The organism is Morganella sp. Je.2.23 (assembly GCF_051129855.1).
Taxonomy (GTDB): Bacteria; Pseudomonadota; Gammaproteobacteria; order Enterobacterales; family Enterobacteriaceae; genus Morganella; species Morganella sibonii.
In genome coordinates, this window is the sequence record NZ_JBCPSQ010000001.1 from 568,011 (window position 1) to 581,662 (window position 13,652).

Consider the following 13,652-nt stretch of genomic DNA (forward strand, 5'->3'; position numbering starts at 1 on the left):
GCCCGCCGCTGCCGGTGTGCAGCAGGTAAAACAATAAAATAATGGCGGATACTGATCTCATCGGTCATCCGCCATACTGGTTTATAGAGCGAGGTGTGTAATGTCCGTTTCTCTTACAGAAAGTGCGGCAAACCGGGTCACCAGTTTTCTGGCAAACCGCGGTAAAGGAGTAGGTCTGCGGTTAGGCGTGAGAACCTCCGGTTGCTCTGGTATGGCTTACGTACTTGAATTTGCCGATGTCATTAATGATGATGACGTTGTGTTTGAAGATCACGGCGTAAAAGTGATCATCGACGGAAAAAGTATTGTTTATCTTGACGGAACTGAAGTGGATTTCGTAAAGGAAGGGTTAAACGAAGGGTTTAAATTTAATAACCCGAACGTCGGCAGCGAATGCGGCTGCGGCGAGAGTTTTCACGTTTAACCGATCCATTTATCCGCGAAGAGTAAACTATGAACTATTTTTCCCTGTTCAGCCTGCCTGTGCGTTATGATCTTGACACACAGGCACTTGCCGGTCGTTATCAGGATTTGCAGCGTCAGTATCACCCGGACAGATTTGCCGCCGGTGATGCAAAAGAGCAGGCGCAGGCACTGACGATGGCCGCAACCATCAATGATGCATATCAGTCCCTGAAACATCCCCTCAAACGTGCGGAATATATGCTGCTGTTACATGATATTGATATCAATAATGAACAGCACACAATGCATGACACCACATTTCTGATGGAGCAGCTGGAGCTGCGCGAAGCCCTCGATATCATCGGACAGAAACAGGACAGTGATGCACTGGCCGGTTTTGCTGCCAATATCACTAAAATGACAAAAACCCGGATGGCAGAGATGGTTCGTCAGCTTGATGGCGAAGAGTGGGCCGCTGCGGCGGACAGCGTGCGTAAATTACGATTTTTGAGTAAACTGACGCAACAAATTGAAAATCTTGAAGAACGTCTGCTCGATAGTTTCTAGGGGAAAAATATGGCACTGTTACAAATCAGCGAGCCGGGACAGGCTCCCGCCCCGCATCAGCGCCGCCTTGCCGCGGGTATTGATTTAGGCACCACCCATTCACTGGTCGCAACGGTGCGCAGCGGGGAAACCGACGTGCTGCCCGATCACGAAGGGCGTTATTTACTGCCATCCGTGGTGCAGTACAGCGCGGACAGCCGCCTGGTCGGCTGGGATGCCCGTGCAAATGCAGCGGCAGATCCTCAGAATACCATTATCTCAGTCAAACGCATGATGGGACGCTCACTGGCAGATATCACGCAGCGCTACCCTGATTTACCGTATCAGTTACAGGCGGGTGAAAACGGCCTGCCGATCATCCGCACCGCAGCCGGGCTGACTGATCCTGTCCGTGTCTCAGCGGATATCTTATCGGTGCTGGCACAGCGCGCGCAGGAAACCCTCGGCGGTGAACTGGATGGCGTGGTGATCACCGTTCCCGCGTATTTCGATGACGCTCAGCGTCAGGGCACCAAAGATGCTGCCCGTCTTGCCGGCTTACACGTGTTACGTCTTCTGAATGAACCGACTGCTGCGGCGATCGCCTACGGGTTGGATTCCGGTCAGGAAGGGGTGATTGCGGTTTATGATCTCGGCGGCGGCACCTTTGATATCTCAGTGCTGCGTCTGAGCCGTGGTGTGTTTGAAGTTCTGGCGACCGGTGGTGATACCGCGCTCGGCGGCGATGATTTCGATAACCTGATCGCCGACTGGGTTTATGCGCAGCGCGGCATTCAGCCGCAGGGGCATTCGCAGCACCGCGAAGTATTAAACGCGGCGGCGGAAGCGAAAATTGCACTGTCCGGTGCCGCACAAACCACGATTACACTGGATGGCTGGCAGGGCGTACTGACCCGTGACATGTTTGAGGAACTCATCCGTCCGCTGGTCAGAAAAACCCTGATGACCTGCCGCCGTGCGCTGAAAGATGCCGGAACGGATCAGGATGAAGTCCGCGAAGTGGTGATGGTCGGTGGTTCAACCCGTGTGCCGCTGGTGCGTGAACTGGTCGGCGAATTCTTCAGCAAAGAGCCGCTGACCTCGATTGACCCGGACAAAGTGGTTGCTGTCGGTGCGGCCATTCAGGCGGATATTCTGGCCGGTAACAAACCGGACAGCGACATGCTGCTGCTGGATGTTATCCCGCTCTCGCTGGGGCTGGAAACCATGGGCGGCCTGGTGGAAAAAGTTATTCCGCGCAATACCACCATCCCGGCGGCACGTGCTCAGGAATTCACCACCTTTAAAGATGGTCAGACCGCAATGAGCATTCATGTGTTACAGGGTGAGCGGGAAATGGTCAGTGATTGTCGTTCGCTGGCCCGTTTCACACTGCGCGGTATCCCGCCGATGGCCGCCGGTAATGCCCATATCCGTGTCACCTTCCAGGTGGATGCGGACGGACTGCTGAGTGTCAGCGCACTGGAAAAATCCACCGGTGTGCAGGCCTCTGTCCAGATCAAACCGTCTTACGGCCTGAGCGATACCGATATCGCCGGGATGATCAAAGATTCACTCGAAAACGCAGAAAATGATTTATCCACCCGCCGTCTGGCGGAACAAAAAGTGGAAGCTGCCCGCCTGCTGGAGAGCCTGACCCAGGCACTTTCAGAGGATGGCAATTTACTGAGCGACGACGAAAATGCCGCTATTGATGCGGCAGTCGGCGTGCTTATTGAGAGCGTTGAAGGCGACTCTCCTGTCGCGATTGAAAACGCAATTAAACAACTGGACAAGCAAACACAGGTATTCGCGGCACGCCGGATGGACAATTCTGTCCGCAAGGCACTCGCGGGTCACTCTGTGGATGAGATATAACGGGAAGATTATGCCTAAGATTGTTTTTTTACCGCATGAGTCATTATGCCCTGAAGGTGCGGTATACGACGCAAATGAAGGTGAGTCAATTCTGGATGTTGCCCTGCGTAACGGTATCGAAATTGAACATGCCTGTGAGAAATCATGTGCCTGCACCACCTGCCACTGTATCGTCCGCGAAGGGTTTGACTCCCTCGAAGAGAGCAGTGAGCTGGAAGATGACATGCTGGACAAAGCCTGGGGACTGGAGCCGGAAAGCCGTCTGAGCTGCCAGGCGAAAGTCGCGGATGAAGATCTGGTGGTGGAAATCCCGAAATACACCATCAACCATGCACGTGAGCACTGATAAAGGAGTCTGAAATGGGACTGAAATGGCAGGACAGCCGTGAAATCGGTGAAGCGCTGTATGATCTGTACCCGGACACGGACCCGAAAACGGTGCGTTTCACCGATATGCACCAGTGGATCTGCGAACTGGATGATTTCGACGATGCACCGGAAAAATCTAACGAAAAAGTATTAGAAGCAATTTTGTTAGTCTGGCTCGACGAATTCGAATGATGTCTTTTGTTACGCGCATCAGGCCGCACAATTGTGTTAGCGTGCGGTCTCTGATGCGCGTATGCTGTTACCGCCTCCTGTGCAGACCGGCACGCCGTGCATTCCTCAAATAAAATCTGACTGTTACGGCAGTCTAAAAGTCAAAAGAGAGAACGAAATGACGCAACTCATCATGCCTGTAACCTTATCGTATGAACCTGCTTCTCCGGCGTGGGGAGAAAAAGCCCTGGTCAGCGCGACTGACAAAGGAATGACCGTTCATTTAAGCCGCAAAGGGATGCTGTGCGCCGTGCAGAGCGCAGGCCGCAAAATTGACGGTCAGGGTATCCGCAATGTGGTCCTGAGCGGCAGCAACTGGGATCTGGAAACCAGCTGGGCATTCTGGCAGGGCTTCCGCGGTCCGAAAGGCGCACGCTCTATTGAATGGCCGGAATTGCCGGAAGCGGATAAAACCGAACTGGAACACCGTATCCGCATCATTGACTGGGTACGTGATGTTATCAATACCCCTGCGGAAGAGCAGAGCCCGGAACAGCTGGCGCAGCGTGCGATTGATCTGCTGTGCGGTGTTTCCTGTGATTCTGTCGGCTACCGTATCATCAAAGGTGATGACCTGCGTGAGCAGGGTTACATGGGGATCCACACTGTCGGGCGCGGCTCGGTACGCCCGCCGGTACTGCTGGCACTGGATTTCAACCCGGGCAAGCAGGAAAACACACCTGTCTTCGCCAGCCTGGTCGGTAAAGGGATCACCTTTGACTCAGGCGGCTACAGCCTGAAACCGTCTTCCTCTATGGATTCCATGAAATCGGATATGGGCGGCGCGGCCACACTGACCGGCGCACTGGCGATGGCAGTCTGCCGTGGTCTGAAAAAACGCGTCAAACTGTATCTGTGCATCGCGGATAACCTGGTAAGCGGCAATGCGTTCAAACTGGGTGATATCATCCGTTACAGCAACGGCAAATCCGTTGAAATCATGAATACCGATGCGGAAGGGCGTCTGGTGCTGGCGGATGGTCTGATTGAAGCGGACAAAGATAACGCCGGGTTTATTATTGATGCGGCGACACTGACCGGTGCGGCAAAAACTGCCGTCGGTAACGACTATCACTCTGTGATGAGTTTTGATGACGCACTGTACAATGAACTGATGTCAGCCGCTGATCAGGAAAAAGAGATGTTCTGGCGCCTACCGCTGGCGGAATTCCACCGTCGTCAGATGCCGTCCTCTTTCGCTGATCTGAGCAACACCGGCGCACCGAATACCGCCGGGGCGAGCACCGCAGCGGCATTCCTGTCCCACTTTGTGGAAGATTACCGCAAAAGCTGGCTGCACATTGACTGCTCAGCCACTTACCGCAAAGCGCCGTCTGAATTATGGTCAGCGGGTGCAACCGGGTATGGTGTGCGCACCGTGGCGGCACTGCTGCTGAAAAAAGCCGGACAGTAACTGGACAGCGCAATACTGATTCTGCTGTAAAACGGTCACACACACGTGTGGCCGTTTTTCTGTAACATTAAAAAAACAGACACTGAAATACAGAAGCTGAAATAAGGAGATCTGTGATGGCGGATATACTCCCGGTACAGGAAGTCATGATTGAACAGGGTACAGCACTGCTGCTCAGCGTGCCGGAAAATAAACCGGACGCAGTACTTGATGCACTGATCGGTGTGTTTAAACAGCATAAACCGGTACGCCGTGCATTTTGGGTGATGGCAGCCGAAAAAAATACGACGGCCCCGGATGAGGCGGCATTACTGATTGTGCTGGAACTCAGCGAGGAAGAAGAGGCGGATACGGTGATCCGGCAGGCGGCAGAGGCTGCCATGGAGCATCTCGCTGACGGGGAACACATTGATTTTTGTCTGTTAAATCCGGATGAAAATGACGGACTGACACACTTTCTGACGCAACATATACAGGCATTCTATCAGCGCCGTCTCGGTGGCTGGCTGCGTAATGCGATTCCGGTAACGGAGGCGTAACAATAATTTATCCGGATGGTGAATATGTATGGTGCATATATTCAGAATAATGCACTATACGCTTGTTTAGGCTTTGTTTACACTTCGTGAAATAATACCGAACAAGTGCCCGTTTTCCGGGCTCACCAGAAAGGATTGATTATGCGTTCTCCGATTGCAGGACAGGGTCCCGGCAAAAAGCGCTGCATTGCAGTGCTGCTTGCTTCAGCGCTCGCACTCACGGGTTGTGATGATACCGGCAGTAACACCACGGCGGCGGGCAGTAATGACAGCGCGCCGGCCAATAATAAACAAAATTCGTCTTCCTCATCTGCTTCCCCTCAGTCTCCGAAAAAAACACATGACGCCGCATCACTGGCAGAGCTGGCCAAACGTTATGCCGGGAAAGATGTGACGATCATCGATGCCTCTGAGATTCAGCTCGACGGTGCGAATGCGATGGTGGTGACGTTCTCTGTTCCGCTGGACCCGAACCAGGATTTCAGTCAGTTTGCCCGTCTGGTGGATGTGAAAAACGGAAAACTGGAAGGCGCGTGGGAGCTGTCGGATAACCTGACGGAACTGCGCATGCGTCATCTGCCGCCGTCGCGGGAATTACAGCTGAGTATCGACCGCGGCGTGCGCGGTATTAACGAACGCACACTGGTTAACGGTTATGATTTAAAACTGACCACAGCTGATGTGGTCCCGAGTGTCGGCTTTGCCAGCCGTGGTTCACTGTTCCCGTCGGATGTCCTGCAGGGACTGCCGGTATTTGCACTGAACGTGGACAGCATTGATGTTAACTTTTACCGGATCAAACCGGATTCCCTGGCCTCTTTCCTCGCAAGCTGGCAGTACGGTAACAATCTGCAGTACTGGAATTCTGATGACCTGCTGAATAACACCGATCTGGTCTATACCGGGCGTTTTGATCTCAATCCGCAGAAAAACACCCGCGAAAATATGCAGATCCCGCTCAAAGATATCAAGCAGTTACAGGAAGAGGGCGTGTACCTGGCGGTTATGCAGCAGGCCGGGCGCTACAGCTATACCATGCCTGCAACACTCTTTACCCTGAGTGATATCGGCGTTTCCATGCACAGCTATCTGAATGAGCTGGATGTGTTCACACAGTCGCTGGCGAAAGGCAGCGCCCTGAAAGGGGTGGAAATCCGTCTGCTCGACAGCAAAGGTCAGCTTCTGAGCAAAGCCGAAACCGACAGCAGTGGTCATGCAAAACTGGATCGCGGGGCGGATGCCGCGCTGTTGCTGGCTATTCAGAACGGCCAGACCAGTATGATCGACCTGAAAAACCCGGCACTCGACCTGGCGGAATTTGATATCGCCGGTCCGCAGGGCTATGCAAAACAATTCTTCGTCTTTGGTCCGCGTGATCTGTACCGTCCGGGGGAAACCCTGGTTATCAACGGTCTGCTGCGTGACGGCGATGGACGTCCGGTCAAAGATCAGCCGGTCAAAGTGGATGTGCTGAAAAATGACGGCCAGGTGGCCTCCACCTTCGTCTGGCAGCCGGAAAACGGCCTTTATCAGTACCAGTATGCGATTCCGGAAAATATCGAAACCGGTAAACTGACACTGCGTTTTGACCTCGGGGACAACACACCGCGCTTCTACAGCGTCAATGTGGAAGATTTCATGCCGGAACGTATGGCGATGGAAATCAAAACCGACAAGCAGCCGATCACCACACAGCAGTCCGCCGATTTTGAGATTGAAGGCCATTATCTCTACGGTGCACCGGCAGCCGGTAACCAGCTGACCGGGCAGCTATTTATGCGTCCGGATCGCGAAATCTCCGCCAGACTGCCGGGTTTTGAATTCGGTAACATTCAGGAAGAAAACCTGACCCGTACTCTGGACGAATTCGATGAAACCATGAATGACAGCGGAGAGCTGGCATTCACCATCAGTAATGATTACTGGAAAGAGGTTAAATCGCCGTTCAAACTGATCCTCCAGGCAAGCCTGATGGAAACCGGCGGTCGTCCGGTGACACGCCGTGCGGATGTTGCGGTATGGCCTGCAGCGAAAATGGCCGGTATTCGTCCGATCTTCGCCAAAAAAGAGGTGTATGACTACCGTACAGACAAATATGTATCTCAGTACAGTATGGATGAAGATTCACTGGCTGAATTTGAAATTGTCTATACCGACCGTCAGGGGAATAAGTTACAGGCCGATGATCTGAATGCGCGTCTGATTTATGAGCGCCGCGATTATTACTGGCGCTGGTCTGATTCCGAAGGCTGGTCATCCGGTTATGACCAGAAAGATCTGGTGATGTCCGATGACAAAATCACCATCGCCAAAGACGGTACGGCAAAAGTGACCGTTCCGGTTTCCTGGGGGGCGTACCGCCTGGAGGTGGTGGATCCATCCACCGGGCTGACCAGCAGTGTACGTTTCTGGGCGGGATATTCCTGGCAGGATAACACCGGCGGCACCGGCGCGGTTCGCCCGGATCAGGTGAAACTGAAACTGGATAAACCAAATTATCACGCCGGTGATAAAGTGAAACTGAATGTCACCGCGCCACAGGCCGGTAAAGGCTATGTGCTGCTGGAATCCAGTGACGGCCCGCTGTGGTGGCAGGAAGTGGATGTGCCGGAAGGCGGCACCGATGTGGAAGTACCGCTGAACAAAGAGTGGACGCGTCATGACCTGTACGCGACTGCCGTGGTTGTCCGTCCGGGGGACAGCTCCCGCCAGGCGACCGTCAAACGCGCGGTCGGTATTCTGCATATTCCGATGGCCGATCCGGCCCGTAAGATTGATGTGGCGCTGGATACCCCGGCCCGTATCCGTCCGAATCAGGATCTGACTGTCAAAATCAAAGCAAAAGCACAGGACGGCAAACCGGCACCGGAAAAAGTCAATGTACTGATTTCTGCCGTGGACACCGGTGTGCTCAATATTACCGACTATAAAACACCTGATCCGTACGATGCCTTCTTCGGCCGCAAACGCTACAGTGTTGATCAGTATGATGTCTATGGTCAGCTGATTGAGGGCGGCGGTCGTCTTGGTACGCTGCGGTTTGGTGGTGACGGCGGCGATGATCTTGATCGCGGCGGCCTGAAACCGCTGACCGAAGTACAGATTATCGCGCAGCAGGCGGCACCGGTGGAACTGAATGCGCAGGGCGAAGGTACCGTTACCCTGGCGATTCCGGATTTCAACGGCGAACTGCGTCTGATGGCGCAGGCGTGGACAGATGAGGATTTCGGCCACGCACAAAATAAAGTGATTGTTGCCGCGCCGGTAATCAGCCAGATGGCGCTGCCGCGCTTTATGGCCGGCGGTGACCGCTCGCAGCTGACACTCGATCTGACCAACCTGACCGATGAAACACAGAACCTGACCGTTAATTTCAGCGCGGACGGCATGGTGCATCTCAAAGGTGCGGCAGAGAAAGAAATCACGCTGGCGAAAGGCCAGCGCACATCTGTGAATGTCCCGGTTGAAGCCGCAAACGGCTTTGGTCAGGGCGAGGTGTTTATGACTGTCAAAGGGCTGAAACTGCCTGATGAAAGCAGCAATACCTATAAAAACAGCTGGAAAATCGGTGTCCGTCCGGCGTATCCGGCAGAAACGGTGTCTTACTCCATGTCACTCGGCAATAGCGCGGAATGGGCATTACCGGCTGACCAGCTTGGTTATCTGGACGGCAATACGGTGTCCGGTGAAATGATGCTGACCAGTCGTCCGCCGCTGGATATCTCGCGTTACATCCGCGAACTCTATGCCTATCCGTACGGCTGTCTGGAACAGACCGTGAGCGGGCTGTATCCGTCCCTGTACTCATCTGAAGCAGAACTGAAAAAACTGGGCATCAAAACCCAGACTGACGCCGGACGCCGCCAGGCGGTGATGACCGGCATCCCGCATCTGCTCGGTATGCAGCGCAGCGACGGCAGTTTCTCCCTGTGGGACAACAGCGGTGCGGAAGAGCCGTGGCTGACGGCTTACGCGACCGATTTCCTGTTCCGTGCCGGACAGCGCGGCTTTGAGGTTCCGGCAGATGCCCTGAGCAACGCCAATAACCGCCTGCTGCGCTATCTGCAGGATCGCTCGGTGATCAGCAGCAGCTATTACGGCAACAGTGACCAGATGCGCTTTGCGGTACAGGCGTATGCCGGTTATGTGCTGGCACAGCAGCAGAAAGCACCGCTCGGTGCACTGCGTCAGGTGTATCAGCGCCGTGATGATGCCGCAAGTGGTCTGGCACTGGTGCAGCTCGGTATTGCCCTGAAGAAAATGGGTGATGCGGATCGCGGTAATGAAGCCATCCGTCTGGGTGTGATGAAAAACCGTGACAGCGTCTATACCGGCGATTACGGCAGCACCATCCGTGATGATGCGATGATTATTGCACTGCTCAGCGAGGCAGATACCAATGCAGATCAGCGTTACGGCAAGTTGCAGGCGCTTTCTGCGGAGATACAGAATAACCGTTACTTCTCCACTCAGGAGAGTAACGCGCTGTACCTGGCAGGTCGTCAGTACATTAATCAGAGTGAAAAACCGTGGTCGGCACTGATCAACGGGCAGGCCCCGGCAGTCAGCCGTGACAGTGCGCTGCGTGAAACCCTCACTGCCGCACAGCTGAATAATGGTATCAGTGTGGCAAACCGGGGCGATACGGAGCTGTTCGGACGTGTCAATATCACCGGTTATCCGCTGCAGGCACCGGCTCCGTCTTCTGAAGTGCTGAAGATCAAACGGACGTATATGGATCTGAACGGTAATCCGATCAGTATTGACCGCCTGAGCAGCGGTGATCTGGTGGCTGTCCGCCTGGATATTCAGGCTGACCGCAACGTGCCGGATGCGCTGGTGGTGGATCTGTTACCGGCCGGTCTGGAGCTGGAAAACCAGAATCTGGCGGCGGCAAGTGCCAGCCTGGCTGACAGCGCGCCGAATCTGGCGGAAGCAATCCAGGATATGCAGCAGGCCAATATCCGCCATACCGAGTACCGTGATGACCGCTTTGTTTCCCAGGTGGCGGTGGAAGAGTACCGTCCGGTGACGCTGGTCTATCTGGCCCGTGCGGTCACACCGGGTAAATACAGTGTTCCGGCTCCGCAGGTGGAATCGATGTATATTCCGTCCTGGCGCGCCACTGGTGTGACACCGGCAACACTGGAAGTGGTTCGTTAACAGCACCGTTTGTTGTCCGCAGCCTCCGGGCTGCGGCAGCAAAATTGCCTTTATGGAAAAATGTTTTATGCCCTTATAACAAACTATAAGGGCATTTTTATCTCAGAAATTCTGATAATGCGGTTTGATACATGAAAGTGTGGTTTAAACGTCTTGCGCTCACCGGTCTGATAACAATTGTTCTGACGCCGCCGCTGCTCTGGCTGGCCGATAAAATCTGGCCGTTACCGCTGGATGAGGTGGTGATGGCACGTACGGTCACGGCTGAGGACGGATCACCGCTGTGGCGTTTTGCCGACAGCAACGGTGTGTGGCGCTACCCGGTCACACTGAAGGATGTATCACCCGAGTTTATTGAAGCGCTTCTGACATACGAAGACCGCTATTTCTATCAGCACCCGGGGATTAACCCGGTGGCTATCGGCCGCGCGGCATTACAGGATCTGACCTCCGGACGCATTGTCTCCGGCGGCAGTACACTCTCCATGCAGGTCGCCCGCCTGATTGACCCCCATGATCGTACTCTGACCGGCAAACTGAAGCAGGTTTTCCGGACTATTCAGCTGGAATGGCACTATTCCAAAGATGAAATTCTGGAGATGTATCTCAACCGCGCTCCGTACGGCGGGACGGTTGAGGGGATTGGGGCGGCGAGCTGGATGTATCTCGGTAAACCGCCGTCAGAACTGACTGCCGGGGAAGCGGCGCTGCTGGCGGTTCTGCCGCAGGCACCGAGCCGTCTGCGTCCGGATCGCTATCCGCAGCGGGCGGAAGCGGCACGGAATAAAGTACTCGACCGGCTGGCGGAGTTTCAGGTGTGGCCGCAGGCAAAAGTAAATGACTTAAAACAGGAAAGCATCTGGCTGGCACCCCGCCAGGTACCGCACTCCGCACCGCTGCTGGCACGGCGTGTGGCGTCGGGGGTGAAAGACCCGGTGATCCGCACCACCATCAACCCTGCCATTCAGCGTCAGCTGGAGGAGATGGCCCGCAACCGCAAATATCAGCTGCCGGAAAAAACCTCCCTCGGCATTATGGTGGTGGATAACCGGGACATGAGTGTGAAGGGCTATGTCGGCTCCATTGATTTTTCTGATGACACCCGTTTCGGTCATGTGGATGTGAACAGCGCCTGGCGTTCGCCCGGCTCAACGCTGAAGCCGTTTTTATATGCCCTTGCGATAGATGACGGGCTGATCCACAGTGAATCCTTATTGCAGGATGTACCGCGCCGTTTTAATGATTACCGGCCGGGTAACTTCGATACCGGATTCAGCGGGCCGGTGAGTGTCAGCGAGGCACTGCGCCGCTCTCTGAACCTGCCGGTGGTTCAGTTGCTGGATGTCTACGGTCCGAAACGTTTCAGTGCCAAACTGCGTAACGTCGGCCTGGAACTGCGTTTCCCGATTGGCAGTGATCCGAACCTGTCGCTGATTCTGGGCGGTACCGGGGCGCGGATGGATCAGCTGATTGCCGCGTACAGTACGTTTGCCCGGCAGGGTAAAGTGGCACCGGTACGTTTCCGGCCGGACGATCCGCTGGCTGAACGTCAGCTTATCTCCCCGGGGGCGGCGTGGATCACCAGGCGGGTGATGGCAGGGGAAACACGGCCGCTGGCAGATGACCGTCTGGCACAGGACGTACCGCTGGCATGGAAAACCGGCACCAGTTACGGCTACCGCGACGCCTGGGCGCTGGGCGTGAATAACCGCTACACCATCGGGGTGTGGGTCGGGCGTCCGGACGGGACACCGGTGGCCGGACAGGCCGGGTTTGCGACCGCGATTCCGATCCTGTATCAGGTTGACAGCTATCTGCGCACACGCGGCGGCAAAAAATTACCGGACCCGAAACCCGTCAGTGTCAGCAGTAAAATGATTTGCTGGCCGTCCGGACTGGCCGCTGACAAGCAGGACCCGAACTGCCGCCAGCAGCGGATAGCGCTGGTGCTGGATAATACCGTACCGCCGACACTGCCGTCAGCAGGACAAGAGAGCCTGTCCGGCACCAATGCGGTGATCTGGGTGAACGGGCAGGGGGAACGGGTGTCTCCGGATTGTCCGGATGCACAGGAGAAAACCGTGGCACTGTGGCCGATTGCGCTGGAGAGCTGGCTGCCGCCGGGGGAGCGCCGCAGTCATCGCCTGCCGCCGGTGAGCAAAACCTGCCCGCCGCTGCGGGTGGAAGCCGCACCCCTGCTGATTTCCGGTATCCGTGAAGGGGATGTGCTGCGGCGTCTGCCGCTGGCGAAAACCCTTGATCTGCGGGTGGTGACTCAGGGCGGCGAAGGCACACAGTGGTGGTTTCTTAACGGTGATCAGGCCGGCAACACAGAATCCGGTGAGCCGCTGTTGCTGACGCTGGATACCCCGGGGCGTTATCAGCTGACGGTACTGGATCTCAGCGGGCAGGTCAGTTCGGTCAGTTTTACCCTGAAATAGCAGAAACGACGGGAAGTTCAGCGGAAAAAGTGTGATACAGACGGAAAATCTGTGATCTGTTATCAGAAATACTTTGCAAAAATGTTGCGTAACTGTAGGCGAAACAGCGGTGAGCCCGTATAATCATCACCTTACCACAAGGTGTGGACCGGTCTGCCGTCAGCCGCAAATAACAATGACAACAGCGCACATGCGCACATTTGAGGTCAATTAAATGTCTGTACAACGCACATTTTCTATCATTAAGCCAAATGCCGTAAAGAAAAATGCTATCGGGGCTATTTATCACCGTTTTGAAAGTGCCGGTTTCCGTATTATTGCCGCCAAAATGCTGCACCTGAGCCGCGAACAGGCGGAAGGTTTCTATGCCGAGCACAAAGGCCGCCCGTTCTTTGATGGTCTGGTGGAATTTATGACTTCCGGGCCGATTATGGTACAGGTTCTGGAAGGGGAAAATGCCGTACAGCGTCACCGTGACCTGATGGGCGCCACCAATCCGGATAACGCACTGGCCGGTACACTGCGTGCTGATTACGCGGACAGCTTCACTGAAAACGCGGTACACGGCTCTGATGCGGAAGAATCCGCCGCCCGTGAAATCGCTTATTTCTTTACTGAAGATGAAATCTGCCCGCGCTGATAAAATAAAGCAGGAAAAACCCTGTG

At 54.9% G+C, this 13,652-nt stretch carries 10 protein-coding genes; all 10 read left to right on the forward strand.

What is annotated here, in order from left to right; translation table 11 throughout:
• Positions 1–100 precede the first annotated feature (100 nt).
• The 10 genes from iscA (at position 101) to ndk (ending at position 13,626) form a co-directional block, all read left to right on the forward strand.
• Positions 101–424 (forward strand): iron-sulfur cluster assembly protein IscA, encoded by a 324-nt coding sequence (iscA, locus tag AAZR23_RS02590; protein ID WP_046892509.1) that lies wholly within the window; start codon positions 101–103, stop codon positions 422–424.
• A 29-nt stretch (positions 425–453) separates the two neighbouring features.
• Complete coding sequence (gene hscB, locus AAZR23_RS02595; protein WP_434690379.1) at positions 454–972, forward strand: co-chaperone HscB; 519 nt, start codon at positions 454–456, stop codon at positions 970–972.
• A 9-nt stretch (positions 973–981) separates the two neighbouring features.
• A complete protein-coding gene (gene hscA, locus AAZR23_RS02600) occupies positions 982–2,829 on the forward strand; it encodes a Fe-S protein assembly chaperone HscA (protein ID WP_434690381.1) in 1,848 nt (615 codons plus the stop codon).
• Between the two features lie 10 nt (positions 2,830–2,839).
• The gene (gene fdx, locus AAZR23_RS02605; RefSeq protein WP_046892506.1) at positions 2,840–3,175 is read left to right on the forward strand and encodes an ISC system 2Fe-2S type ferredoxin; all 336 of its coding nucleotides are present in this window, start codon (positions 2,840–2,842) and stop codon (positions 3,173–3,175) included.
• Between the two features lie 14 nt (positions 3,176–3,189).
• Positions 3,190–3,390 carry a Fe-S cluster assembly protein IscX gene (gene iscX, locus AAZR23_RS02610; protein WP_046892505.1) on the forward strand — a complete coding sequence of 67 codons (201 nt, stop codon included), beginning with the start codon at positions 3,190–3,192 and terminating at the stop codon, positions 3,388–3,390.
• A gap of 157 nt (positions 3,391–3,547) precedes the next feature.
• Positions 3,548–4,843 carry an aminopeptidase PepB gene (pepB, locus tag AAZR23_RS02615; protein WP_046892504.1) on the forward strand — a complete coding sequence of 432 codons (1,296 nt, stop codon included), beginning with the start codon at positions 3,548–3,550 and terminating at the stop codon, positions 4,841–4,843.
• A gap of 116 nt (positions 4,844–4,959) precedes the next feature.
• Positions 4,960–5,382, forward strand: coding sequence for an enhanced serine sensitivity protein SseB C-terminal domain-containing protein (locus AAZR23_RS02620; protein ID WP_434690385.1), 423 nt, complete (start codon positions 4,960–4,962; stop codon positions 5,380–5,382).
• A gap of 141 nt (positions 5,383–5,523) precedes the next feature.
• Positions 5,524–10,545: an alpha-2-macroglobulin family protein gene (locus AAZR23_RS02625; protein ID WP_434690387.1), complete on the forward strand. Its 5,022-nt coding sequence runs from the start codon at positions 5,524–5,526 to the stop codon at positions 10,543–10,545.
• Between the two features lie 131 nt (positions 10,546–10,676).
• Positions 10,677–12,986: a peptidoglycan glycosyltransferase PbpC gene (gene pbpC, locus AAZR23_RS02630; RefSeq protein WP_434690390.1), complete on the forward strand. Its 2,310-nt coding sequence runs from the start codon at positions 10,677–10,679 to the stop codon at positions 12,984–12,986.
• A gap of 214 nt (positions 12,987–13,200) precedes the next feature.
• On the forward strand, positions 13,201–13,626 hold the full coding sequence (ndk, locus tag AAZR23_RS02635; RefSeq protein WP_046892500.1) for a nucleoside-diphosphate kinase: 426 nt from the start codon (positions 13,201–13,203) through the stop codon (positions 13,624–13,626).
• Positions 13,627–13,652: the final 26 nt, after the last annotated feature.